The 24,578-nt window shown below is 46.8% G+C and carries 24 protein-coding genes and 1 other annotated feature; of the genes, 23 read left to right on the top strand and 1 reads right to left on the bottom strand.

All coding sequences use genetic code 11. The features are described from left to right. The first annotated feature begins 206 nt into the window (after positions 1–206). The 5 genes from tsaE (at position 207) to AB4124_RS04520 (ending at position 5,584) form a co-directional block, all read left to right on the top strand. On the top strand, positions 207–677 hold the full coding sequence (tsaE, locus tag AB4124_RS04540; RefSeq protein WP_430183273.1) for a tRNA (adenosine(37)-N6)-threonylcarbamoyltransferase complex ATPase subunit type 1 TsaE: 471 nt from the start codon (positions 207–209) through the stop codon (positions 675–677). Further along, positions 664–1,455 carry a tRNA (adenosine(37)-N6)-threonylcarbamoyltransferase complex dimerization subunit type 1 TsaB gene (gene tsaB, locus AB4124_RS04535; RefSeq protein WP_441971360.1) on the top strand — a complete coding sequence of 264 codons (792 nt, stop codon included), beginning with the start codon at positions 664–666 and terminating at the stop codon, positions 1,453–1,455. The genes tsaE and tsaB overlap by 14 nt, the downstream gene beginning before the upstream one ends. Positions 1,456–1,474: 19 nt before the next feature. Beyond that, on the top strand, positions 1,475–1,999 hold the full coding sequence (gene rimI / locus AB4124_RS04530) for a ribosomal protein S18-alanine N-acetyltransferase (protein ID WP_339267807.1): 525 nt from the start codon (positions 1,475–1,477) through the stop codon (positions 1,997–1,999). Next, complete coding sequence (gene tsaD, locus AB4124_RS04525; RefSeq protein WP_441971357.1) at positions 1,996–3,045, top strand: tRNA (adenosine(37)-N6)-threonylcarbamoyltransferase complex transferase subunit TsaD; 1,050 nt, start codon at positions 1,996–1,998, stop codon at positions 3,043–3,045. Before rimI ends, tsaD begins: the two co-directional genes overlap by 4 nt. 522 nt (positions 3,046–3,567) lie before the next feature. Beyond that, positions 3,568–3,905: a binding site (T-box leader), on the top strand. Positions 3,906–4,060: 155 nt separating this feature from the next. Continuing rightward, the gene (locus AB4124_RS04520) at positions 4,061–5,584 is read left to right on the top strand and encodes a 2-isopropylmalate synthase (protein WP_441971356.1); all 1,524 of its coding nucleotides are present in this window, start codon (positions 4,061–4,063) and stop codon (positions 5,582–5,584) included. A 480-nt stretch (positions 5,585–6,064) separates the two neighbouring features. Here AB4124_RS04520 and AB4124_RS04515 read toward each other — a convergent pair whose 3' ends face one another. Then, positions 6,065–8,017, bottom strand: a complete 1,953-nt coding sequence (locus AB4124_RS04515; protein WP_441971354.1) for an ABC-F family ATP-binding cassette domain-containing protein — start codon at positions 8,015–8,017, stop codon at positions 6,065–6,067. Positions 8,018–8,303: 286 nt separating this feature from the next. On the opposite strand from AB4124_RS04515, the gene AB4124_RS04510 reads away from it, so the two are divergent. The 18 genes from AB4124_RS04510 (at position 8,304) to AB4124_RS04425 (ending at position 24,447) form a co-directional block, all read left to right on the top strand. Beyond that, on the top strand, positions 8,304–8,954 hold the full coding sequence (locus AB4124_RS04510) for a 5-formyltetrahydrofolate cyclo-ligase (RefSeq protein ID WP_256720729.1): 651 nt from the start codon (positions 8,304–8,306) through the stop codon (positions 8,952–8,954). A 3-nt stretch (positions 8,955–8,957) separates the two neighbouring features. After that, a complete protein-coding gene (gene moaC, locus AB4124_RS04505) occupies positions 8,958–9,434 on the top strand; it encodes a cyclic pyranopterin monophosphate synthase MoaC (protein WP_076324713.1) in 477 nt (158 codons plus the stop codon). 49 nt (positions 9,435–9,483) lie between these two features. Further along, the gene (locus tag AB4124_RS04500; protein ID WP_076324712.1) at positions 9,484–9,975 is read left to right on the top strand and encodes a MogA/MoaB family molybdenum cofactor biosynthesis protein; all 492 of its coding nucleotides are present in this window, start codon (positions 9,484–9,486) and stop codon (positions 9,973–9,975) included. A 216-nt stretch (positions 9,976–10,191) separates the two neighbouring features. Continuing rightward, the gene (locus AB4124_RS04495; RefSeq protein WP_076324711.1) at positions 10,192–10,428 is read left to right on the top strand and encodes a twin-arginine translocase TatA/TatE family subunit; all 237 of its coding nucleotides are present in this window, start codon (positions 10,192–10,194) and stop codon (positions 10,426–10,428) included. A gap of 72 nt (positions 10,429–10,500) precedes the next feature. Beyond that, positions 10,501–11,274, top strand: a complete 774-nt coding sequence (gene tatC / locus AB4124_RS04490; RefSeq protein WP_441971350.1) for a twin-arginine translocase subunit TatC — start codon at positions 10,501–10,503, stop codon at positions 11,272–11,274. A gap of 299 nt (positions 11,275–11,573) precedes the next feature. After that, the gene (locus AB4124_RS04485; protein WP_441971348.1) at positions 11,574–12,392 is read left to right on the top strand and encodes a nucleotidyltransferase domain-containing protein; all 819 of its coding nucleotides are present in this window, start codon (positions 11,574–11,576) and stop codon (positions 12,390–12,392) included. 278 nt (positions 12,393–12,670) lie between these two features. After that, entirely contained in the window at positions 12,671–12,952 is a 282-nt protein-coding gene (gene groES, locus AB4124_RS04480) for a co-chaperone GroES (protein WP_006212454.1), read from the top strand. A 62-nt stretch (positions 12,953–13,014) separates the two neighbouring features. Beyond that, complete coding sequence (groL, locus tag AB4124_RS04475; RefSeq protein WP_076324708.1) at positions 13,015–14,643, top strand: chaperonin GroEL; 1,629 nt, start codon at positions 13,015–13,017, stop codon at positions 14,641–14,643. 226 nt (positions 14,644–14,869) lie between these two features. Continuing rightward, positions 14,870–15,310: a NucA/NucB deoxyribonuclease domain-containing protein gene (locus tag AB4124_RS04470; RefSeq protein WP_076324707.1), complete on the top strand. Its 441-nt coding sequence runs from the start codon at positions 14,870–14,872 to the stop codon at positions 15,308–15,310. Positions 15,311–15,800: 490 nt separating this feature from the next. Continuing rightward, positions 15,801–15,911: a sporulation protein YjcZ gene (gene yjcZ / locus AB4124_RS04465; protein ID WP_083659774.1), complete on the top strand. Its 111-nt coding sequence runs from the start codon at positions 15,801–15,803 to the stop codon at positions 15,909–15,911. A 525-nt stretch (positions 15,912–16,436) separates the two neighbouring features. Next, entirely contained in the window at positions 16,437–16,775 is a 339-nt protein-coding gene (locus AB4124_RS04460) for a DedA family protein (RefSeq protein ID WP_441971345.1), read from the top strand. 44 nt (positions 16,776–16,819) lie between these two features. Beyond that, positions 16,820–17,386 (top strand): class I SAM-dependent methyltransferase, encoded by a 567-nt coding sequence (locus tag AB4124_RS04455; protein WP_441971343.1) that lies wholly within the window; start codon positions 16,820–16,822, stop codon positions 17,384–17,386. A 105-nt stretch (positions 17,387–17,491) separates the two neighbouring features. Next, entirely contained in the window at positions 17,492–18,172 is a 681-nt protein-coding gene (locus AB4124_RS04450) for a response regulator transcription factor (RefSeq protein WP_076324703.1), read from the top strand. Next, complete coding sequence (locus AB4124_RS04445; protein WP_441971341.1) at positions 18,165–19,301, top strand: sensor histidine kinase; 1,137 nt, start codon at positions 18,165–18,167, stop codon at positions 19,299–19,301. The genes AB4124_RS04450 and AB4124_RS04445 overlap by 8 nt, the downstream gene beginning before the upstream one ends. Before the next feature lie 427 nt (positions 19,302–19,728). After that, positions 19,729–20,691, top strand: a complete 963-nt coding sequence (locus AB4124_RS04440) for an ABC transporter permease (RefSeq protein WP_098748753.1) — start codon at positions 19,729–19,731, stop codon at positions 20,689–20,691. Between the two features lie 14 nt (positions 20,692–20,705). After that, a complete protein-coding gene (locus AB4124_RS04435) occupies positions 20,706–21,593 on the top strand; it encodes a carbohydrate ABC transporter permease (protein ID WP_076324700.1) in 888 nt (295 codons plus the stop codon). Positions 21,594–21,649: 56 nt separating this feature from the next. After that, positions 21,650–23,233 (top strand): extracellular solute-binding protein, encoded by a 1,584-nt coding sequence (locus AB4124_RS04430; RefSeq protein WP_076324699.1) that lies wholly within the window; start codon positions 21,650–21,652, stop codon positions 23,231–23,233. Positions 23,234–23,304: 71 nt separating this feature from the next. Further along, a complete protein-coding gene (locus tag AB4124_RS04425) occupies positions 23,305–24,447 on the top strand; it encodes an ROK family transcriptional regulator (RefSeq protein WP_076324698.1) in 1,143 nt (380 codons plus the stop codon). Positions 24,448–24,578: the final 131 nt, after the last annotated feature.

Genomic DNA, 24,578 nt, shown 5'->3' with positions numbered 1-24,578 from the left:
AAGGCTTGATCTTTGACTACATCGTGTCAGTGTTTGATACCTGGGTTGACGTTTCTTTTCTCATCCCAAACTTAAAAGCGAAACCCATGTTCTTGCAGCGGATTGGGAGGACCGATATAATGAAGATCAAGTATTTTAAGATATGGGCAAACTAAGTAAAGGGTGGGTTATCAGTGAACAATGGCCGTACGGAGGGCCGGTTTCGAATGAGTTCAAGCAGTCTGGAAGAGACGGAGCAGCTTGCTGCTTGGCTGGCCGCTAGGGCCGAGCCAGGGACTGTCATCGGCCTGGACGGAGATCTTGGAGCAGGAAAAACGGCATTTTCCCAACAATTTGCACGGCACCTTGGTGTGAACGGGGTTGTGAATAGCCCGACATTTACGATTATTAAAGAATATGAGGGGCGTCTGCCGCTCTACCATATGGATGTGTACCGTTTGTCGATCGATGAAGCGGATGAGCTCGGGCTGGATGAGTACTTTTTTGGAGAAGGGGTTTGTCTCGTGGAGTGGAGCAGCCTGATCACCGAACTTTTGCCGGAGCGTTATCTGCATGTCCAGCTTGAAACGACAGGCGAAACTCACCGGATCATCACACTTTCAAGCCAGGGCGAGCCCTATGGCGAGTGGTGCCGGGATTTGAATGAAAAATGGGGTAGCTGGAATGAACAACAATGACACGAAGCCGCAGCAGCGGTTTTTGGCGCTGGATACGTCTACGGCATCGCTGACGGTATCCGTGATGGAGCAGGACAAGCTGCTGTCGGAAGTGAACACGAATGCGGACCGCAACCACTCGGTGCATCTGCACCCGGTGATGGCACAGGCGCTTGCGGAAGCAGGCCTCGGCATGGACCAGATGGACGGCATTGCTGTAGGAGTAGGTCCGGGTTCTTATACGGGGATCCGGATTGCGGTAACGGCTGCCAAAACATTGGCATGGGCTAATCACATCCCGGTTGTCGGGGTATCCAGCCTGCATGCCTTGGCATGGGGGGGCTTGAACTCCGGATGGCATCAAGCCGAGCCGAAGGAGGGAGTCCACTGGGTAATTCCGCTGCTGGATGCAAGACGGGGACAAGTGTACACGGCATTATTCGCTGTCGATTCAGAGAGCCAAGAGGATGCGCCGATACGTATGGAGGCAGACGGTATTCGCCTGATGCAATCCTGGGTGGAGGCCATACAGGAACGGATCAGCAAGCTGCCTGAAGAGGAGCGCCCGGTTTGCCTTTGGTTTACTGGGGAAGTGGAGCTTCATGCCGAAACCGCTCGCGGGCTTGAGCCTGGGTTTGGAGACGGGCTGCATATTCATCCGTATTCGCTTGAAGGCCGCTGGATGGGGTACTTGGGAGCAGCGAGGTTGCTCGCTGGGGAAGCGGATGATGTGCATACACTGGTGCCCAATTATACACAGCTTTCCGAAGCGGAAGCGAACCTGCTGCGTAAGCGGTGAAGGGAGCGTAGGATTCGTCATGGATCAGCAGAAGAAGCCGGTAAATGGTGAAGACGGTTTGTCCTTTCGGTTGATGACCCTGGAGGATATTCCGGAGGTCCTCGTGGTGGAGCGTGAAGCGTTCACCGTGCCTTGGACCGAGGAAGCTTTTCACAATGAGCTGAAACTGAATCATTTTGCACGTTATATGATTATGGAGTACGAAGGCAAGACGGTTGGATATGCGGGCATGTGGACGATCGTTGACGAAGCACACGTTACGAATATTGCGCTGCTGGAGCAGTACCGCGGACGCAAGTGGGGCGATCGACTGCTTACGGAACTGATGAAGACCGCTGCCTATATGGGAATGGAGAAAATGACGCTGGAAGTTCGGGTATCCAATCACGTTGCCCAGCACTTATATACCAAAAAAGGGTTTAAACCAGCCGGTGTCCGGAAGGGGTATTATTCCGATAACCAGGAAGACGCACTCATCATGTGGGCAGATCTGCCCCCTTATCGGGAGGACGATGGCGAGGAAGGAAGTCAAAGGCTATCATGAATGAAGAAAGAGTAGACCAACAGCACAGCTGCATATTGGCGATAGAAACGAGCTGCGATGAAACCTCGGTTGCCGTAGTAAAGGATGGCTACGAGGTTTTGTCCAGCGTCATTGCCAGCCAGATTGAAACGCATAAAGCTTTTGGCGGGGTGGTCCCCGAGGTGGCATCCCGCAAGCATGTGGAGAGCATCACGCTAATTATTGAACAAGCCGTAGCTGAGGCCGGCATTGAAATGAAGGATTTGTCGGCGATCGCCGTAACGCAGGGGCCTGGTCTGGTCGGAGCGCTACTCGTTGGCGTTATGGCTGCTAAAAGCCTGGCGTTTGCGCTTGACAAGCCGCTAATCGGTACGCATCATATTGCGGGTCATATTTATGCCAACCGCTTTGTGGGCGATATCGCTTACCCTTGTATGGCACTGGTTGTTTCCGGCGGTCACACCGAGCTGGTCTACATGAAAGACGAAGGCAGCTTTGAGTTGATCGGCAGGACGCGCGATGATGCAGTTGGCGAAGCGTACGACAAAGTGGCCAGAGCGCTTGGCTTCCCGTATCCCGGGGGTCCGCATGTTGACCGTATGGCATTGGAGGCCGAAGAGGTTGTGGAGCTTCCCCGTGTATGGCTGGAGCCGGATTCCTACGACTTCAGCTTCAGCGGTCTGAAATCGGCTGTATTAAATGTCGTCAATCAGAGCAAAATGCGTGGAGAAGAAGTCCGGACGGAAGCGATAGCCCGGGGTTTCCAGGAATCGGTGGTCGAAGTGCTCGTGGAAAAGGCGGTTCGCGCGGTCAGAGCATATGATGCCAAGCAGTTGCTGCTGTGCGGTGGTGTTGCCGCTAATCGCGGGCTCCGTAAAACATTGGCTGAACGTTGCGAGCAGGAAGGGATTATGCTTACGATCCCGCCATTCCAGTATTGTACCGATAACGGAGCGATGATTGCTGCCGCGGCGCATCTGAAATGGAAGCAGGGGAACTTTACACCGCTCGATATGAAGGCCGACCCCCAAATGTCGCTGGAACTTTGGGCGCAGTCACTAAGCTAAAGCGTCTTGACACGTCTCTATATAGGACGTATAATCTTGATCAAATTCCAGAATGTTGAAACGCAAAGAACAGGACCAGTAAGGTGAACCTTGGATAAAGAGAGCTGCGGGACGGTGCAACGCAGACGAGAGGAACCTGAACTCACCTGGGAGCGGAGCGGGGGAACCTTGCGCAATGAAATGCCGAACAGGCATGGATTGGATTGCGGAGTTTGACCTTGCTACGGGATGGCCTCCGTGAGAACGGCTGCACACAAATCATTTGTGATTTGGCGATGGAGGGGGCTTTAAGGTCCGGGAGACAGCAGTATGAACCCGGGAGCTTAGAGTCAACAAGAGTGGTACCGCGATAGGATAGCCTGTCGTCTCTTGAATAAGAGATGGCAGGCTTTTTTGCATACTTATTAGGCAGCTAATGCTTTGATCAAGCAGAAGTAGGCATATGACAACGAAACAGTACAAAGAGGCAAGATACTCGGTGAAGTGCCGGATATCATGAGATTCTGCATAACAGCATATCGTATAAACGCGATGAACGGGAGCAGTAAAAGAGGGCTGTCTACAGAGAGCTGCGGTTTTGGTGTAACGCAGCGGCAGCAAGCTTTGAATCTCGCCCGGGAGCGGAAGAGGGGAACAGCACACATCGGCTGATGGAGCAAGACAGACCAATGACGATGAATGCGGCCGTACTCTCTTACGGAGTTTCCTCCGTCATCAGGATGTCCATTCTCTTCATGTCCGGCCGGCATGAGGAGTTTATGGACAGTGAGTGGGCGTGTATATGTCGCGGCAGAACGGCTGCGAACGAGGCGCGTCAATTAGAGTGGTACCACGGAGGGTGTTAGCCCGTCGTCTCTTATTATGAAGAGATGGCGGGCTTTTTTGCTGCCGGCAGCAGCAGGGTGGGATGCGGACGCAAGTCGACGTGCGGACGTAAAGCGAACATATCGAGCAGATGGGACAACAAGCCCGTAGGAAATCGGGTCATACCATAACCAAGGAGGAGTATACAAAAATGAGTGAATCCATGAGAACCATCCAAATATTCGATACCACGTTACGGGACGGGGAACAGGCACCAGGAGCAAGCCTGCAGCCTGAACAGAAAATTGTGCTGGCCGGAAAGCTGGCTGAGTTGGGCGTTGATGTGATGGAGCCCGGGTTTCCGGTGTCCAGTCCCGGGGAGTTTGCCGCTGTGCAGGCTATCTCGAGACAGCTGCAGCAGGTGGAGATATGCGGATTCGCGCGTGCCGTGAAAGGGGATATAGATGCTGCCGTCAAGGCCACCCAGGACGCGGCCAGAAGGCGAATCCATCTGTTTATTTCGTCTTCCGACATCCATCTTCGCCACCAGCTGCGCATGAGCCGTCCGGATGTGGTGGCTAGGGCACGTGAGATGACAGCATATGCGAAGCAGTTCAGCGACGTGGTGGAATTTACGGCGATGGATGCCTCGCGTACCAGTATTGACGACTTGATTGAGATGGTGGAGGCTGTCATTGAAGAGGGTGCAACGATGATCAATCTGCCCGATACGGTTGGATATGCGCTTCCGAATGAATACGGCGAGATGTTCCGACGTGTGCGGGAAGGCGCCCGTGGCGGAAAGACGGTCGCTTACAGCGCCCACTGCCACAATGATCTCGGCTTGGCTGTGGCCAACAGCCTGGCCGCGATTGAGAATGGCGCAAGCCAAATCGAGGTTACCGTGAATGGGGTGGGCGAGCGTACAGGCAATTGCGCACTGGAGGAGCTGGTCATGGCTCTATCTACTCGGGGTGACATGCTGCGGGCAGAGACGGGCATTACGGCCGAGAAGCTGTATGAAGTATCTCGTCTCGTTAGCGGCGCGATGCATTTTCCGATTGCCTTCAATAAGCCTGTGGTCGGCCGGAACGCCTTCCAGCATGAGTCCGGCATCCACCAGGATGGTCTGCTGAAGGATCGAAGCACCTACGAGATTATGGACCCGGAAAAGCTGGGCATCCCGCGGAGCATGATCGTGCTGGGCAAGCATTCCGGTCGTCATGCGCTGAAAGATCGTCTTGCCCGATACGGTGTCCAGCTCGATGGAGCCGAGATGGAGTCCTTGTACGATACCTTCAAGGAGACGGCTGACCGCCAGAAGGTGGTCAGCGATGATCAGCTGCTGCAGATGGTGAGCAGCACTTTGGGAAAACCGGCCCAAGTATATGAGCTGACCGAGGCGCAGGTCATTTCGGGAACGGGCAGCAGCCGGGTTGCGGCTGTCACGCTGCGACATCTGAGCGAGCAAACGGAAGCCACCTACTCCAGCGTGGCGGACGGTCCGGTGCAAGCCGTTATTTCGGCGATCAGCCAAGGAATTAGCAGCGACATCCGCTTTGGCGATTTGGAACTTCATTCGTTAAGCAGCGGCGAAGATGCGCATGCCGAAGCGGCGGTCACGGTTGAGAAGGCCGGCAAGATCTTCCGCGGCACGGCCGTGCATCAGGATATCGTTATGTCCGCAGGTCTGGCATACGTTGCTGCATGCAACTCGGCGTTGATGTCGGTCTAGAGGCGAGGAAGCTGAACAGGGAACCTTAGCGTCTCCACTTCGATAATTGTTGGCACAAGCGACCTTCCGAACTGCACTGAGGAAGGTCGCTTTTTTCAAAATCTAGCTTAATATAACTGGCTAATAACAAGTGGTAAGTCTATATAGAAGGCTATTATATAAGACATGTAATTCTGTCAAGTTGTGAACAACGTTATCCACATATTCGCCGAAAAATGTGCATAAGCGAGAAAAATGTCGATAAATCGGTCTTTTGCAAGACGCTGAAAAGAGGGGACAGGATTTTCAATTTCTTCGGTGGAAACTGTGGATAATGTGAATAACTTAGTGGATAAAGTTGGATATAGGACCGAAGATGCGCGAATAACAACAAAAAAATGGCCATTTCGGCCATTTCCATGGTAAACTTATGCACCATTATTGGGGATAAGTTTGTGTATAAATGCAAAACTCAATTTGAAACACTTTTGTGAATTTTTTTTAAGTTTCCAGCAATGACTCCCATTCGGCAAAAATTTGCTCAAGCTTACTCTTTTTCTCCTCTAACGACTGCTGGCGTTCTTGGAGTGCCATATAATCCTGATAGATCTCCGGCAGCGTCATCTCGGTCTCTAGCTCGGAGATGTCCGATTCCAAAGCATGAATTTGCTCTTCCAGACTTGTGAGCTTGCGCTGACGGTTTCGTTCCTCCCGCTTTGCTTGCTTCTCGGCTTCAAAGGAAACGGCTCCCTGTTTCTCGACGGTAGCTTCGGCTTTCCCTTCCTGCTTCAGGGTGTGACGAGCAAACGGCTCGGAAGGTTCATCATTCATATCGAGAATTTCCTGCTTTTTCTCCGTATAGTCGTCATAATTACCCAGGAAATGTTGAATGCCGTCCGGATGAAGCTCGATGATGCGCTCGGCCATTTTGTTAAGGAAGTAACGGTCATGGGATATGAACAATAAAGTGCCTTCGTAATCCATTAGTGCGGATTCCAGAACCTCTTTTGCAAATAAGTCGAGATGGTTCGTCGGCTCGTCCAAGATGAGCATGTTGGCTTCCAGGAGCATCAGCTTGGCAAGCGAGACGCGTGCTTTTTCCCCACCGCTTAAGGAACTGATCTTCTTGAGCACATCTTCGCCGCTGAAGAGGAAGTTGCCCAGAACGGTGCGGATGCGGGCTTCCTCCATATGCGGATAGGTGCCCCATAGCTCTTCCAGAACGGTATTGCTCGGATTCAGCTCGGATTGCTCTTGATCGTAGTAGCCGATTTTCACTTTTGTTCCCCATTGCAGCGATCCCGCCGTTGGCTTCAATGTACCGATCAGGCATTTAAGGAGCGTCGATTTGCCAACCCCGTTGGGACCGATCAAAGCTACGGTTTCTCCGCGGCTGAGATCAAAGGAAACCTGCCGGAACAGTGGCTTGTCCTGCTCGAACGCAAGCGCCAGATCCCGCACATGAAGCACATCCTTGCCTGACATATACTCGGCTTCAAAAGAAAAGTGTGCTTTCTTCAGATCCCCCAGCGGTTTGTCCATCCGTTCCATTTTATCCAGCGCTTTGCGACGGCTCTGCGCGCGCTTGGTCGTAGAGGCCCGGACCAGATTTCGCTGAATGAAGGTCTCCATGCGGGAGATCTCATCCTGCTGCTTCTCATATTGCTTCAGTTGGGATTCGTATTCCGCTGCCTTCAGCTCAATATACCGGCTGTAGTTGCCCGTATATTTTTTGGAGTGACGGCGTTCGATTTCAACGATGGTCGTCACGAGACGATCCAGGAAATAGCGGTCGTGGGAAACGACAAGCAATGAACCGGAATAGCCTCGTAGATAATCCTCCAGCCAGGTGAGGGTCGCGATATCCAGATGGTTCGTCGGTTCATCCAGCATGAGCAGGTCGGGTGCCTGCAGCAATATTTTTGCAAGGGCCAGTCTTGTCTTCTGCCCGCCGCTTAATGTGGCAATGGAGGTATCCGGCGCAAAGCTGCCAAATCCCATGCCGTGGAGGACGCTGCGGATACGTGTTTCGATCTCATAACCGCCTTGATCCTTGAACCAGTCCGAACGGATCGCATAACGATCCAGAAGCTCCTGGTATTTCTTCGGATCCTCGTTTGACTTCGGGTCGGCAATTTGTTCCTCCATCTGACGCAGCTCGCGCTCCATCTCCAGAAGGGGAGTGAAGACATCCAGCATTTCGTTCCATATCGACGAATCCGACTGAAGCCCGCTGTTCTGGGCAAGATAACCGACGGTGGTTTCCTTAGCCTTGTAGATTTGCCCCCCATCATAAGACATCTCGCCTGCCAAAATTTTGAGCAGGGTCGATTTCCCGGCTCCATTGACTCCGACAAGGCCGATTCTTTCGCGTTCAAGCACCTGTAGACTGATCCCGTCCAGCACGGGCATAACTCCGTATAATTTCGTAATGCCATTGGCTTGCAGCAGCATGTTATGTGAAACCTCCATCATTCTATATGTTTATTCGATTAATTCTTCATTATAAGAAAAACGTCTACCGACGTACACTCACAGAAGACAGACCGTTTTTAGAAGCTATTTTTCTTGCGATATCAGGATGGTCATGCTTTGAAGTCTATACGATTTGATATCTTAAAGTAAGTGTACATGAAAATGACCGAACAATCGACCATGATTGGCGACTTCCTGCATTCTTGGCTAAAGGAAGGAACAGTGGTAAACTAAACTTAATTATAAGCGTGAGAGGAAAGATCACGTGTTGAACCCTGAGGAAGAATTGAAGCGGGTATCCGCAAAAGATGCCCTGCGCAAATTGATGCTATCACGCAGGGATGAATTATCTGAGGAGGAGCGGGCGAAGCGATCACAGCAAGCCTGCGAGTTTGCTTCGGAGGTCATGAAGCGGCTCCGACTTCAGAGCATGATGATCTATGTCCCCTTTCGCTCCGAACTGGATTCCCGGCCGCTGGTTGAATGGGCATGGAAGCAGGGGATTCAGGTTATCGTTCCCCGGAGTTTGCCCCAAGACCGTTCGCTGGAATTGTATAAGCTTCAGGGATGGAATGAGCTGATTCCCGGAGCTTATGGTATTCTGGAGCCTGATCCGCAGCGATCACAGAAATGGATGGATCATAGGCCTGATATCATCTGGGTGCCTGGGCTTGCGTTTGACAGGAAGGGCGGAAGACTTGGATACGGAGGCGGTTATTATGACCGGCTGTCGGACAGGCTTAGTCAAGGAGCACAAGACACCTCTCGTCAGATCGGTGAGCCTTTGTGGGTGGGAATCGGCTACGAGGTTCAGGTCTTGGAGCATGTTCCCATGGAAGAGCATGATAAGGTATTGGACGGTTTGGTTACGGAACGGGGACATACTGTGAAGGCCAGACCTGCAGCGGAGGGATAAGAGATGGAATTGAGTCATTTTAATGGCCAAGGCAGAGCACGAATGGTGGATGTCAGCGATAAGGATGTAACGGCCCGGACAGCGGTAGCAAAGACTACGGTTCGTATGCACCCAGATACGCTGATTCGCATCCATGAGGGGAAGATCGGCAAGGGAGATGTGCTTGCTGTAGCACAGGTTGCGGCTATTATGGCGGCCAAGAACACGTCAAACTGGATTCCGATGTGTCATCCGCTGCCGTTGACCGGCGTGAATGTGGAGTTCAGCGATAATGCTAGAGATGAGTTATATATAGAAACGACCGTGAAGACCACAGGCAAAACCGGCGTTGAAATGGAAGCTTTGACAGCAGCTTCAGCGGCTGCGCTGACGGTCTATGACATGTGCAAAGCCTTGCAAAAAGACATGGTCATCGGCCCGACCTACCTGGTAAGCAAAACCGGTGGGAAGAGCGGGGATTACATACAAGAAACAACATAGCATTGCATAGAGACAGGAGATTCGAACGAGTGGAAGGGAGAGAGGGCAGATGGTGTGGAAAACGGCGATCCTAACGGCGAGCGATAAAGGTTCGCGGGGGGAACGCGAGGATACGAGCGCTCAAGTGATCCGGGAATTGGTGGAGGAAGAGCTGAGCGGAGAAATTATTGAATACCGGATCGTACCGGACGAGCCGGATGAAATTATCGCGGCATTGATCGAACTGACGGATTATTATCAAGTGGATCTCGTGCTCACGACAGGCGGAACGGAGCTGGCGGTCCGCGATGTTACCCCGGAGGCAACCAAGCGGGTCATCGAACGGGAAGTGCCCGGCATCGTAGAAGCGATGCGTGCTACCGTCATGCAGAAGAATCGGAGCGCGATGCTGTTTCGGGGTGTATGCGGCGTCCGCGGCCGTACCTTGATTGTCAATCTGCCGGGCTCGCCCAAAGGCGTGCACGAGAATCTGGCGGCGGTCATGGATCAGCTTCCGGAGGCACTGCTGATGGTAACAGGGCAGTATCGGGAGCAGCTCTAAAGGTACCCTATTAGATAATTATGTAAATAATCTGTCACGATTCTAGACTGTATATGTGATTTACATTATGGTATGATGGCGGTATATGAGCTTGTTTCAACTGCTGTAGTCGGATTATGGTCTTTAGTTAACACCTGTTGTAGTGCAAGGCGTGACGGATTTAGATCATCCTGAGGTCCTTTAAAGGCATTAAGCAGGACAAGGAGGAGAATAGATATGAGTACAATTGGAGTGCCGGGTATTATTTTGCTCGTCATTTTGGCCCTACTCTTGTTTGGACCGAACAAGCTTCCTGAACTGGGACGTGCGGTCGGAAGAACATTCCGTGAGTTTAAGGATGGTGCGCGCGAGATTATTGCTGACGATGCACCGGCGAAGAAGAAAGAAGAGGCTCCCCAGCAAGCCGTTGCCGCTGAGCCAACCAAGGTTGAGGATAAGCGTCTTCCGGAATAATGCAAGGTTTGAAGTCCCTTCCTTCGGGAGGGATTTTGTTTTGTCAGGGTCACATATAGGGTGGTGGTTAACATGTCGGAGCAAGTGAAAGATATGGCGCTTGTAGAGCATTTGGGCGAGCTTCGCAAACGAATTATAGTCGTGCTCGTGGTATTCGTAGCGGGGCTGATCGGTGGGCTTTTTGTTGCGGAGCCGATCTATCATTATTTGACGGCAGCGGAAGAAGCCAAGAACTTTGAACTGCATGCGTTCTCCTTCTGGGATGGTATCGGGATTTACATGAAAATCGCTGCCATTTTCTCGCTTGTCATTTCCGTTCCGCTGATCTTCTATCAGCTGTGGGCGTTTGTCAAGCCGGGACTTCGCAAAGAAGAGCAGAAAGCTGCCATTCGTTACGTACCGTATGCGTTTCTTCTGTTCATCGTGGGGATAACATTTGGATATTACATCGTGTTTCCGATGACGCTGTCGTTCACTACAACGATTACACAGAGCATGGGGCTCCAGGAAACCTACGGAATTACCAATTACTTAAATTTCATGTTTAATCTCGTATTGCCACTGGCCTTGCTGTTTGAGCTGCCGCTTGTGGTGATGTTCTTAACGAAAATCCGCATTCTGAATCCGCTGCGGCTTAAGAAAATGCGCAAAGTGTCTTATTTCGCGCTTGCGTTCATTGCGGCTTTCATTACGCCGCCCGACTTCATATCGGATATCCTGGTTACGATTCCGCTGCTGCTGCTGTACGAATTCAGCTTATTTCTGTCTTCCGTGGTCTACCGCAAGCAATTAGAGGCGGACATGGAACAGGACAAGCGGTACTTACAGGTAGATGAAGAGGATTGATAGTGATGACAATTGTTTTGCAACATAGGACCGCATGAGAAAAAGAACAACCCGCATAACCTCACTCCACGGGAGCATGGTTTGCGGGTTGTTTTTTTGTTCAAGAATCGAATGGTTAAAAATCAATTTCATAAGTGCATTAGCTCCCGGTCGCATGGGAATCATTTCATAACGTCCTAACTTTCATCTTGAGCATATCTCGCTAGCGCCTTACTTTCGCCCTGTTGAAATATGAACGCTTGGAAGACAATAAGGATATTGGACATCACACGGCCAATACAGAAGGAGAGATTCCGGATATGAATATAACGGAAGAAATGAAATTGATGATACAGCAAGAACTTGAGCGGATTGAGCGGGAGGAAGGGATTCTTATCCTGTATGCATGCGAATCAGGCAGCAGGGCCTGGGGCTTCCCGTCGACAGACAGCGATTATGACGTAAGGTTTATCTATATCAGACCCGTGGAGTGGTATTTGTCCATCTTCGACAAGCGAGATGTGATTGAGCGGCCGATCAGCGACAGGCTGGATATGAGCGGTTGGGATTTGAAAAAAGCACTGGGGCTTTTTCGCAAGTCGAATCCACCCCTGCTCGAGTGGTTGGAGTCCCCCATCAAGTATAAGGAGACGCTTGGCATCGCCCAGCAAATCCGCAGCATATCTCCGCTTGCCTTCTCGCCTAAATCTTGCATGCACCACTACCTGAACATGGCCAAAGGCAATTACCGGATGTATTTGCAAGGGGGAGACGTAAAGATCAAAAAGTATTTCTATGTACTGCGTCCGATCCTGGCATGCGACTGGATTCAGACCTACAACGAGATGCCTCCCATGGAATTCGAGCTGCTTACGGATCGCCTATTAGATCAGGGAAGTGCACTGAAACAGGAGATCAATCAGTTGCTTCTTCGCAAACGTTCGGGCGAAGAGATGGATGATAAACCGAAACTTCCCATCATTAACGCATTCATCGAAGAGAAATTGAACGAATATGATCAGCTAGTCAAGGATAAGAAGCACCAAGACACGAATCTGGATCAAAGGCTGGATGCTTTTTTTCGGAACGCGCTGGTTGAAGGATGGGGAACCGGCGGACCGCAGTCATTCACAGTTTGACGAAAGGGGAGCGTCATTTGGTATTCAGCCGTACAGTGTTCCTTAAGACTCAGGCATATTTTGGCTGGTCATGGATACAATGGAGTAGGGGGTTTAGGGACAACCCTGAGCAGAGTCCGATTTGCAAAAAAAATGATCAAAAAATCATGCAAAGGACTTGAAATTTTAAGACAACTTGAGTATCATAAAATTGGTTGTTAGCACTGAGGGTTGTCGAGTGCTAATACATAAAGCTTTGAAAAAAGCATCACAACATATTTAAAGGAGGCTATTTTTTCATGATCAGACCTTTAGGTGAACGCGTATTGGTAGAACCGATCGAACAAGAAGAAACTACGGCATTCGGGATTGTACTTCCTGACTCTGCTAAAGAAAAGCCGCAAGAAGGTAAAGTTATTGCTGTAGGCAGTGGCTCCCTGAAAGACGGCGCACGTGTACCTTTGGAAGTTAAAGAAGGCGACCGCGTCATTTTCTCCAAATACGCTGGAACAGAAATCAAATACGAAGGTAAAGAATATTTGATTATGAAAGAAAGCGACATCCACGCGATCTTAGGCTAATGAACGCCTGAATATATCTTTGTTTCACGATTTCATAATCCACTAGGGAGGTATGTAATACCATGGCAAAAGACATTAAGTTCAGTGAAGACGCCCGTCGCGCAATGCTTCGCGGTGTAGACGCTTTGGCAAATGCAGTTAAAGTAACACTCGGACCGAAAGGCCGTAACGTGGTTCTTGAGAAGAAATTCGGAAGTCCGCTCATCACGAATGACGGTGTAACCATCGCTAAAGAAATCGAGCTGGAAGATGCATTCGAGAACATGGGTGCTCAGCTTGTTAAAGAAGTAGCTACCAAAACCAACGATGTTGCCGGTGACGGTACAACAACGGCAACGGTTCTGGCTCAAGCTATGATCCGTGAAGGTCTGAAGAACGTAACAGCTGGCGCAAACCCAATGATCATCCGTAAGGGTATCGACAAAGCGGTTAGAGCAGCTGTGGCTGAACTTCAAAACATCGCGAAAGAAGTTAAAAACCACCAGGAAATCGCTCAAGTCGCTTCCGTATCTGCAGCTGACGAAGAAGTAGGTCAACTGATTGCAGAAGCTATGGATAAAGTGGGCAAAGACGGCGTCATCACCGTTGAAGAATCCCGCGGCTTCTTGACGGAGCTGGAAGTTGTAGAAGGTATGCAATTCGACCGCGGCTACATCTCTCCATACATGATTACTGATACGGATAAAATGGAAGCTGTTCTTGAGAATCCATACATCCTGATCACCGATAAAAAAGTAACCAACACGCAAGAGATCCTGCCGATCCTTGAAAAAATCGTGCAGCAAGGCAAACCGCTCGTTCTGATCGCGGAAGACATCGAAGGCGAAGCGCAAGCGATGCTGATCGTGAACAAACTGCGTGGTACGTTTAACGCTGTTGCTGTTAAAGCTCCTGGCTTCGGTGACCGTCGTAAAGCCATGCTGCAAGACATCGCTGCATTGACTGGCGGCCAAGTGATTACGGAAGAGCTCGGTCTCGACCTGAAAACAGCTTCCATCGATCAATTGGGTACCGCTCGTCAAGTGCGCGTAACCAAAGAGAACACCATCATCGTGGATGGCGCCGGCAACAAAGAAGACATCGATGCTCGCGTGAAGCAAATCCGCAACCAATTGGAAGAAACCACTTCCGATTTCGACAAAGAAAAATTGCAAGAGCGTCTGGCTAAATTGGCTGGTGGCGTAGCTGTGGTCAAAGTCGGTGCGGCTACTGAAACAGAACTGAAAGAACGCAAACTGCGCATCGAAGATGCCCTCAACGCAACCCGCGCTGCGGTTGAAGAAGGTATGGTATCCGGTGGTGGTACAGCGCTCGTTAACGTATACAACGCTGTTGCTGCTGTTCAAGTAGAAGGCGACGAGAAAACAGGCGTGAACATCGTTCTGCGCGCTCTGGAAGAGCCAATCCGCACGATTGCAGCAAACGCTGGTAAAGAAGGTTCTGTTATCGTTGAGCGTCTGAAAAAAGAAGAGATCGGTATCGGCTACAACGCCGCTACAGATACTTGGGTGAACATGTTCGAAGCAGGTATCGTTGACCCTGCGAAAGTAACGCGTTCCGCTCTTCAAAACGCAGCTTCCGTTGCGGCTATGTTCCTGACAACTGAAGCGGTTATCGCTGACAAGCCAGAACCAGAAAAACCAGCTATGCCTGACATGGGTGGCATGGGTGGAATGGGCGGCATGATGTAAGTAAGGCCTTAAAAACCTGTCATATCAATGAAAAAGAGACCTCTCGGGGTCTCTTTTCTTGTATAAGGTCACCAATGTATGACAGCGACAATTACAGAGAAGTGATTTACAAATATATGCCAACTTGATTATACTTAAAAAAGTAAACTGAAGGCATCGGTAAGAAAATCCCTGCTGGCCTATGCTGGCAGGGATTTTTTTGTTTGAAAGGGGGGGAGCAAGTGGTATGAAAAAGTTATTCTTGAAATTTGGAACAGCGGTCTTATCCTTGTTATTGGTTTGGTTGGTCCTTAATTATTTTCCGGAGTTAGATGACATTGATGTAAACCAACCAATACCGGGTACCGTTGTCGAATTGGAGTTTCCAGCGGATAGATATCCTGAGACAGCGGATCACATACAAAAGGCCATTGAATCCGGCCATTCCGAAGTTTGTACCATTGATCGAACTGGTGCAGATGATAACCGGAGTTCTTCGCTAAAAGGAATCCCTACAAAAAAAGGATATGATCGGGATGAGTGGCCGATGGCCATGTGTGCCGAAGGCGGGGACGGTGCAAGTGTCGAATACATAGATCCATCTGACAATCGAGGAGCGGGAAGCTGGGTAGGTAACTATTTGGAGGGATACCCGGACGGTACCCAAGTACATTTCATTTTTAGATAGCAAAAAGAACCTACTAGCTATATGCCAGTAGGTTCTTTTTTACGTCTAGTCGTATCAATCGACTCACATGCTTTATTTCCTCTAATGGTACCCAGACTGGCCCATAAACACTCCGCATCTCTAAGCGATCTGTACAAGCATCAGGTATACCTTGTAATACTGCGCCATCAATAAGGTATATCGTTACGTTTTGCTTCTTCTGTATGGCTATTTTCAGTTCTTTATCCCACATTTGATTGATCACGCACCCATGACTAAAGTAATAATGTCAGTATATCAAAGGTGGGTAAAATTTACTACAATTCATTTGAAAACAAGTAGAGGTTAACTGTAAAAATACTTCGCATTCTAGGTAATGCTCCGATATCATCGGTAAGAGACCTCACTGGCTTAGGCTGGTGAGGTTCTTTTTTGTTAAAGCATATTGGCCCTGGCATTGTATGAGATTTTGAATACTTTGTATTGAGATCGTAGAAAAGGAGGAGACCTCATGGGTGAAGTTGGTTACGAAAGTGTTGGAGGATACGGCGGTAAAAACTCAGTCGCGGCGATTCTTGTTCTCTTTATATTGTTGGTAATCATTACTAGTGCCTTTGTATAATATTCCCTGAATGACAAAGACCCTACTGGCTAATGCTGGCAGGGTCTATTTCTTACTAATTTTAGAATACATTAAGATCGTTATTTTACAGGAAGACCAATAATTCTCATTATGTGATTTATATTCGTATTCTGAAGGTAAATAATGCGAGCGAAATCCTAGCCAATCTTTACATAAAGAAAATATTATGTCATATCGAAAAGCACCGGTTAGGGTGCTTTTTGTTTTGAATTCGAATAACCGGAGGGGAGTAGTGTGGCAACGAAATTCTGCTCGTGAGATGGAAAAGTCGAAGCAAATTTACATTCACGAAATCTTCAGATTTTCTTTAGATATTTCCTCGTAAAATCCTTAGATTTTTTCGTTATTATTTTCATGTCGAAAACAAAATGAGGAGCTAATTCATGTTTAGTAATATCATCATACAACTAGTTGAGCAATACGGCTATCTGGCGTTTTTCTTAGCCTTCTCCCTAGGTCCATTTGGAATTCCAGTTCCAAATGAAGTAACTAAGCAACACGGGTGTGTTAGATCCCTGGATAACATATTTCTACATCTCCGTTGGCCTGTTAACAGCATACACAATAGCTTATTTTGCAGGCAGAATTTTAGGCGGAAATATAAGCATAAGACTTCAAAATAATCGCTACTTTCAGAAAGCAGATAAGCTTTTCAAGCAACGAGGAGATCTGGCAATGTGTTTTGGAGTATTCATTCCTCTAATTCGGTATATTCTACCTTTCATTGTTGGATTAAGCGGGGTTACATTCAAAAAATTTGCCTTGATATCATATTTTAGTGTTTTGTTTTGGACGGTGACGTTTTTTACTGCTGGGAGATATTTGGGCAGGATTGTATTTTAGATTCACTAAGCTGACTCGGGGAATTATATAATGGGGGAGAACAGATGAATATCAATGAATCTTTACTTTTTTTGCAAGGATTTTTTAAGAATCCACAACGAGTAGGAAGCATAATACCTAGTTCTCGATTTTTAGCAGCTAAAATGATTCAGTCTGTACCATGGAATGAGGTAAAGGCAGTCGCGGAGCTCGGGTCAGGTACAGGTGCTATCACACGTTTGATGAAGGCGCAGTTAAACGAATCAACAAAGGTGTTATTATTTGAAAGGGATAGGAAAATGAGAATTAATTTAAAGACAGAATACCCGGATTTCGTATGTCATTCCAATGCCTGCCAATTAGTTAAAAAAATGAATCAAGATGGAATAGGTCAGCTTGACTGTATTATAAGCGGACTACCATTTTTTAATTTCACGAGCGAAATGCGGGAAACTTTATTAAATCAGATTATTGAGGGACTAAAACCAGGAGGGAGGTTTGTCGCTTTTCAATACTCCCTTCAAATGAAAAAAAAATTTGCTGAAGAATTGATAATTGAAAAAATCGAGTTCGTGCCATTCAATTTCCCTCCAGCCTTCGTATATACCTGTCGTAAAAGGGAGACGCTTTGAACATGAAACTACAATTCACTTGATATGTTTACTGAATCTACATCCGGGCTGCATTTATTTAGCGATCATAGTAGCTTCAAATCTCTGAAAAAGGAGGAACATTTAATGAATACAGTACTTGTCGTAGATGACGATTCCGAAATTAGAGATGTCATTCACGTATATTTGCGAAATGAAGGATACCGTGTAATTGAAGCTGCAGATGGTCTGGAAGCGCTGGATATAATAAAAACAACCTCGGTCCAGTTGGTCATCCTGGATGTTATGATGCCTCGAATGGATGGTATTAGTGCCTGCATTAAAATTAGGGGAATATCGGACGCTCCTATTATCATGTTATCAGCTAAAGAAGAAGATATTGATAAAATTACAGGTCTCACTACCGGAGCGGACGATTATATGACAAAGCCCTTTAATCCCTTGGAATTGGTCGCCCGAGTAAAAGCTCAATTGCGGCGACAATCATTAATAGGAAAAGAAGAGCTTAATTCACTAATCCTCATCAAAGATCTTGTTATTGATAAGGCTAAACATACCGTTACATTGAAAGGAAATAACATTTCGCTAACCCCGCTGGAGTTTTCAATTTTAGAATTGCTTGCAAGCCGCCCAGGGCAAGTATTTAGCTCTAACAAGATTTATGAAAGCGTATGGAGAGAGCCGTACGGAAATTCAGATAATACGGTAATGGTTCATATTCGGAATTTACGAGAAAAAATAGAAGCATCTCCAAGAGAGCCCCAATATATTAAAACGGTTTGGGGAGTGGGCTATAAAATTGACTGAACATGGACAAAAGCCAAAAAGAAAAAAAATCCAGGTCAACATCTTAATCAGAATGGTGCTAAGTTTAATAATCGCAATTGCTATAAATGATTTGCTCATTTTATTTTTCTCAAAGGTCGGAAATGAAATGGAATGGAAGTGGCTTCTCAATTTCCTTCCCTATCTTGTTACACCTATGTATATGGCTATCTTTATTATTACTTTTTTAGTTTTAACACGAAGAATTGTTAAAGATCTTATTCATTTGGAACGTGGACTTCAAATTATTTCTGAGGGTGATTTAAATTATCGGGTATCTGTTGATCGACAAGATGAACTGGGGCGGGTCGCATTTAACATTAATCGAATGACTGAACGGTTGCAACGGCAGATTGTTAAGGAGCGTGAAACGGAGAAATCCAAGATGGATATGATCACAGGCATTTCACATGACTTGCGCACACCTCTTACAAGTATTATCGGCTATATTGAGCTTTTAAGAACAGACTCATTTCAAGATAAAGAAGAATATACACGATTTGTTCAAAACACCTATAACAAAGCGATTCACTTGAAGAAATTGCTTGATGATTTGTTTGAATATACCAGACTCACCTCGTTTGACATCCACTTGGATATAAAGGAAATTGATTTATTTCAACTGCTGGATCAATTACTATTTGAATTTGAACCGATTGCCCAAGAGAAGGGGATCACTTTCGTAAAAGAGATAGGGAATGCTCCGATTGTAACCCTCATTGACAGTGAGAAAATTGCCAGAGCGATGGACAATCTATTGATGAACGCTCTTAAGTACTCTGTAAAGCCAGGAACCGTCCGTGTTTTAATGAGATCGGATCATCAGCAAATTAAAATTGAGGTTGAAAATAAAGGGAACCCCCTTACACAAGAACAAGAGAATAAACTCTTCGAACGTTTTTATAAAGTCGATCATTCACGAAGTAGCGAAGGCATTCAAACAGGATCCGGTCTTGGTCTTTCTATTGCAAGAAACATTATTGAATTGCACGGAGGAACCTTAACTCTCAATCATATAAATAACATATTTAAATTTACGCTTACTTTACCTTCCGAAGGCAGTTTGGCTAACCGTAAGGAGTCTGGAGTAGTGAACAACCATGATATTTAAATTAGTAAAAGTTGCATAGGAACAACACATGGTTTCTGAATTAATGAAAATTAGCATGTCATTGCGAGTATGGAAAGGCTCCCGAGAGGGAGCTTTTTTTATATAACATTCACATTCTCGCAAAAATTGAGTAGCTTTTAGTCGAATTATTTTTTAATAAATAATTAATAAAGACACTGTACAAATTAATTGAATCAGTTATAATGTGATAAAAGCTTGATCAAAAATGGCTGATAAATAGGGTTGAAATATCATTTTATCGATGGATTTGAAAGCGCTTAATGAATGCGATTTCAAATCAGGAAGTGATATAAAACTCGTGGAAGGGGTTGTTTAATAGGCGATTCATGGAATTTGGAGTACATGGATGGATCCAACAAAGGGGCGTTTGGCAGCAAAGAATGAGTGCGTTGAAAGGAGTTTAAACATGGCTGGTTTAGAACCGATAATTCAGATCGATATGAAAAAGAAGAAGGGCTCCAAACTTCAGTTAATGGCTAAGGAGCTTGTATACAACAAATGGCTTTACATTATGTTTCTACCTGTTTTTATATGGTATTTCATATTTGCCTATTGGCCGATGCATGGCTTGTTAATGGCATTTCAGAAGTACAACGTGGTCAAAGGGATATCCGGAAGTAGCTGGGTCGGGTTCAAATATTTCCAACAATTTTTGGATGACCCCCATTTTTTTAGACTGATCAAAAACACGCTGCTCCTTAATATTTACAGCTTGATTTTCGGATTCCCTGTGCCGATTATTTTAGCTCTTTGCTTCAATGAAATACGGAATCTCCTGTTCAAAAAAATTGCACAGACGATTAGTTATTTACCGTATTTTATTTCTACGGTTGTTGTATGCGGGATGGCTCTTACCTTCCTTTCGCCGAGTACGGGTATCGTCAATATCCTTTTAAATAAATTTGGGATTGAGAGTATTTTCTTCTTTCAAGATCCGGATTACTTCAGAACGATTTATGTGCTGCTGGGAATTTGGCAGGGAGCTGGGTTTTCCGCCATTATTTATATCGCCGCTCTTTCGGGCATTAGTCCAGATCTGTACGAAGCAGCCAAGATCGATGGGGCGGGCCGGTGGAGCCAGCTCCGTTACATTACATTCCCAAGTCTGGTCCCGACCATTATTATTATGCTGCTGTTAAACCTGGGCACGATTTTAACGGCGGATTTCGGCAAAATCCTGCTGTTGTACAATCCAACGATTTATGACACCGCGGATGTCCTGAATACTTACGTGTACAGAAAAGGACTCATCGACAATAACTACAGCTATGCCACAGCGGTTGGCCTATTCCAGGCTGTAATTGGTTTCATTCTGGTATACGGGGCCAATTACTTGAGCAAAAAGGCAAACCAGACTTCGCTTTGGTAAAAGGGGGAGAGAACATGCTTAAGACCAAAAAAAGAGTGGACGCCAGTGACGCCATTTATTTTGTATTCATCTATCTGTTTATTATCGTCACTTGTATCGTGATGCTCTACCCATTCATTTATATTTTATCCGTTTCTATCAGCGATACGGACAGTGTGATGCGAAATGAAGTGCTTCTCTGGCCAAAAGGAATCAATTTGTCGGCTTATGAGACAGTTTTGAATTACAAGGGAATGATCGTCGCCTATGGAAATACGATTTACTACACGGTGGTGGGAACATTTCTCAGTTTACTGCTGACGACGCTGGCGGCCTATCCACTGTCACGGAAAAATTGGAAGCTGCGCAATTTTGCCGCCATCTTTTTGGCGATTCCATTATGGTTCGGTGGCGGAATGATTCCATTTTATATGGTCATGAGAGATCTTCATTTGCTTAATTCCCGAATGGGTATCTTGCTTTACGCAGCTATTTCTACGTTCTATATCATCATTGTACGTACCTATTTTGAGAGTCTTCCCAAAGAGATCGAGGAATCGGCCAAAATTGACGGTGCCAGCGATATCAGAATATTCCTACAAATGGCGCTACCTCTGTCCAAACCGGTTCTTGCAGCCATCGGCTTGTATTATGCGGTCGGCAAATGGAACTCCTTTTTCTGGGAATTGATATTACTCAGCAAGGAGCAATTTATGCCGGTTCAGGTGTTATTGGTCCGAATAATCCGCGACAGCTCATTCGATAAGGAAATGGAGAAGGCGCTAGTGCAAAGTTCCGGAGTTCTGCCGATCACCATTCAATATGCGGCTATCGTGATTACGGCTCTGCCGATTATTATGGCCTATCCGTTTCTGCAAAAGTATTTCGTGAAAGGGGTGATGATCGGCGCCGTTAAGAGTTAGTAAATTTGAAATAGAGATGTGGTTAAAATCAATAATCCAAAGTGGAGGTCGTAAGAATGAACAGACAATGGAGAAAGAATGGGATATCCTTATTGGTCATTGTAATCATTATGGCTCTTCTGACATCGGCATGCGGAGGCGGAGCGTCAAAGGGAGAATCGTCGCCGTCAGATAATACGAGCGGTGATGAACCGGTGAAATTATCGATCTTTATTGCGAGCCGGGCAACGGATGAAATGTACACCAACGAAACATTGGTATGGAAGGAAATCGGCAAAAAATTTAACGTGGAATTTGACTTTATTACAGGTGATGCCAAAACGATGCGTGACAAATTTCCGCTTATGATTTCTTCCAATGAGTATCCGGATATCGTCGCGGATGCACCTAGCAACTTTAACAAGTACGGTCCGCAGGGCGTGTTCATCCCGCTGAACGATCTGATTAAAGATAAGCCCAATCTGCAAAAATATTTAGTAGACGACAAAATTGCCAAATCCCAGATTGTTAATGCAGACGGCAATATTTACGGAGTTCCGATGTTGTCTGCGGTTCGTACATCCGAAGGCCCCTTGATTCGTCAAGACTGGTTGGATCGCTTGAACCTGCCAGTACCGGAAACGATGGATGATTGGTATAATACTTTGAAAGCGTTCAAAGAGAAGGATGCCAACGGAAACGGTGATCCGAAGGATGAAGTACCGTTTTCTACTGCCGGCACTTTTTATTTGAACTTTGCCGATGCTTGGGGCATTGACCTGAACGAGGATGGCCGCTGGATGGAGGAAAACGGCAAGATGATCTATACGCCAATTGATCCGCGTGCCAAGGAATTTCTAACTACGATGAACCAATGGTACAGTGAAGGATTGTTTGATCAAGAGATACTGTCCAGACAAGATAAAGACTATACTTCGATGGTTTTCAATGATAAAGTCGGTGCAACCAATCATTGGGTTGGATATGTGGCAAGTTTCAATGCAAGACCTGAGGTTGAGAATATTAAAGGATTTAATTTTCAGGTTACGCCACCTCCAGTCATGAACAAAGGCGACAAACCGCTTACGAGCAGGCAGCAGCAAATCGTGGTGCCTGTTGCTTGGGCCATCAGCGGCCAGAACGAGCACGTCGATAAAACGATGGAAATTTTCGAGTATGCTTACAGTGACGAAGGTCAACTGCTATTCAACTTCGGGGTTGAGGGCGACACATATACGAAGGAAGCCGATGGAACGCTCAAATATACCGACAAGATTATGAAAAATCCGGACGGGGCCGCGAAGGCATTAAGTAGAATCGGAGCGCAGCCATGGATCGGTTTCCGTCAAGATGCACGTTATGAGAAAGCGGCTGCGGTGAGCGAGGATGCGGCCAAGCAACTGTTCTATTACGTCGAACAAAACTATTTCCGGGATCCGGTGCCTGCCTTGAAGTATACTGAAGATGATTTTGAGACGAGCACGGAGATCAAAACGCAGATCGATACCTATGTGAATGAGATGATCAGCAAGTTTATTATCGGGCAGGAGCCGTTATCCCAATTTGATGCATTCGTTGAGAAAGTGAGATCCATGCGTTTTGATGAATTGGAAGCGATCCAGAACAAAGCGTATGAGGCGAATAAAGAATTAATGAAGTAATGGATAAGAACAATGGAAACTAGGGGGTTTCTTTTTCTAGAGAACACATTACCCTGGAGAAAGGTACATACATGAAACATATTAGAGGTAACGTATATCTAATGAAAGAAATCAACCGAGCGACCATCTTAAGCTTGCTTCATAGGGAAAAAGCGATGTCGCGTGCGGATATGGCAAAGGTTACGCAACTGAGCGCTACGACCGTGTCCTCTCTGGTGGATGAGCTGATTGCCGAAGGATTCATTGTCGAATCGGGCGAAAAGTCATCGGTTGGTGCGGGGCGCAAGGCCATATCGCTGGAGATTAGCAAAGATAAAGGGTTTGTCATTTCGGTCGGTTTGGGAAACAACACCTTTTACTGCACGCTATCCAATTTCCACAGTGAAATCGTCGCTGAACTTACAGTTCCGGCCGTAAAAGGAAATGACCAGGTTCTGCAGGCGATATTTCACTGTATCAGCGAGATTGTCCGAATTGCGGGAATCAGTGACTTCTCCCAAATCAAAGGAATCGGCATTGCCTCTCCGGGTATTGTTGATGAGGGTAGCGGGACAATATCGTACGCACGTTATCTGAACCTGAAGGATTTTGAGATCATCAGGCTGCTTCAGACCCGTTATTATAATTTGCCTATTTACGTCATGAACGACACCAATGCCGCTGCATTTGCGGAATATTATCTGGAGACGAGTCCTAGCGTTAAGAACGTGTTATATGTATGGATATATGAAGGTGTCGGAGCCCGGTTTATCGTGAATGGCCAGGTCTATTCTGGGTACAAAGGAAGAGCAGGCGAGGTCGCCCTGCTGCATGATAATTGGTTTAACAGTACCTATGTGCTGGAGCAGGCGCGGAAAAGGGCAGCCAAGCATGGCTGCCCTGTACCTCAAACCATTGAAGAAGTTGTACAAGCGTATGAACGCGGGGAAATTTGGATCGAGACGATGATGAATCGAAGCCTGCTGTTTTTGAGCAGGGCGGTTGCGGTCATGATGAATCTGTTTGGCCCACAAAAGACCATTTTGGATGGGTGGTTCATGACATCACCGAAATGCATTCAGAAGATTCACGATCATCTAGCTAAATTTGCGGTGGATGGTTTATATGACTCGAATTGGGTTACCCCGGCGAGTTTAGGCAAAAGAAATTATGTAATCGGTGTAACCACGATGGTTTTGCATCAACTGTTCAAAGGTAAGATTTCGTTAACTTGACCATTGACTTTACAAGTAAACTGTCCTGAAAGTACCGGTTATCAAATCCGGAACATGGTATTTCCAAGGCGGTTCAGTTTATTCGCAAATTTAATAAATGAAAAAGAGACCCTGAGGGGTCTCTTTTCTAT

Origin of the sequence: Paenibacillus sp. 2KB_20 (genome assembly GCF_052115765.1) — a bacterium.
Classification (GTDB): domain Bacteria; phylum Bacillota; class Bacilli; order Paenibacillales; family Paenibacillaceae; genus Paenibacillus_AQ.
The sequence above is the reverse complement of the archived record's forward strand: the minus strand, read 5'-3'. Positions and strand labels throughout refer to the sequence as shown.

Excerpts from the sequence above, each read along its gene's own strand:
- tsaE (WP_430183273.1), top strand. The coding sequence starts at position 207 with ATGAGTTCAAGCAGTCTGGAAGAGACGGAGCAGCTTGCTGCTTGGCTG.
- tsaB (WP_441971360.1), top strand. The coding sequence starts at position 664 with ATGAACAACAATGACACGAAGCCGCAGCAGCGGTTTTTGGCGCTGGAT.
- rimI (WP_339267807.1), top strand. The coding sequence starts at position 1,475 with ATGGATCAGCAGAAGAAGCCGGTAAATGGTGAAGACGGTTTGTCCTTT.
- tsaD (WP_441971357.1), top strand. The coding sequence starts at position 1,996 with ATGAATGAAGAAAGAGTAGACCAACAGCACAGCTGCATATTGGCGATA.
- AB4124_RS04520 (WP_441971356.1), top strand. The coding sequence starts at position 4,061 with ATGAGTGAATCCATGAGAACCATCCAAATATTCGATACCACGTTACGG.
- AB4124_RS04515 (WP_441971354.1), bottom strand. The coding sequence starts at position 8,017 with ATGCTGCTGCAAGCCAATGGCATTACGAAATTATACGGAGTTATGCCC.
- moaC (WP_076324713.1), top strand. The coding sequence starts at position 8,958 with ATGGAATTGAGTCATTTTAATGGCCAAGGCAGAGCACGAATGGTGGAT.
- AB4124_RS04500 (WP_076324712.1), top strand. The coding sequence starts at position 9,484 with ATGGTGTGGAAAACGGCGATCCTAACGGCGAGCGATAAAGGTTCGCGG.
- AB4124_RS04495 (WP_076324711.1), top strand. The coding sequence starts at position 10,192 with ATGAGTACAATTGGAGTGCCGGGTATTATTTTGCTCGTCATTTTGGCC.
- tatC (WP_441971350.1), top strand. The coding sequence starts at position 10,501 with ATGTCGGAGCAAGTGAAAGATATGGCGCTTGTAGAGCATTTGGGCGAG.
- AB4124_RS04485 (WP_441971348.1), top strand. The coding sequence starts at position 11,574 with ATGAATATAACGGAAGAAATGAAATTGATGATACAGCAAGAACTTGAG.
- groES (WP_006212454.1), top strand. The coding sequence starts at position 12,671 with ATGATCAGACCTTTAGGTGAACGCGTATTGGTAGAACCGATCGAACAA.
- groL (WP_076324708.1), top strand. The coding sequence starts at position 13,015 with ATGGCAAAAGACATTAAGTTCAGTGAAGACGCCCGTCGCGCAATGCTT.
- AB4124_RS04470 (WP_076324707.1), top strand. The coding sequence starts at position 14,870 with ATGAAAAAGTTATTCTTGAAATTTGGAACAGCGGTCTTATCCTTGTTA.
- yjcZ (WP_083659774.1), top strand. The coding sequence starts at position 15,801 with ATGGGTGAAGTTGGTTACGAAAGTGTTGGAGGATACGGCGGTAAAAAC.
- AB4124_RS04455 (WP_441971343.1), top strand. The coding sequence starts at position 16,820 with ATGAATATCAATGAATCTTTACTTTTTTTGCAAGGATTTTTTAAGAAT.
- AB4124_RS04450 (WP_076324703.1), top strand. The coding sequence starts at position 17,492 with ATGAATACAGTACTTGTCGTAGATGACGATTCCGAAATTAGAGATGTC.
- AB4124_RS04440 (WP_098748753.1), top strand. The coding sequence starts at position 19,729 with ATGGCTGGTTTAGAACCGATAATTCAGATCGATATGAAAAAGAAGAAG.
- AB4124_RS04435 (WP_076324700.1), top strand. The coding sequence starts at position 20,706 with ATGCTTAAGACCAAAAAAAGAGTGGACGCCAGTGACGCCATTTATTTT.
- AB4124_RS04430 (WP_076324699.1), top strand. The coding sequence starts at position 21,650 with ATGAACAGACAATGGAGAAAGAATGGGATATCCTTATTGGTCATTGTA.
- AB4124_RS04425 (WP_076324698.1), top strand. The coding sequence starts at position 23,305 with ATGAAACATATTAGAGGTAACGTATATCTAATGAAAGAAATCAACCGA.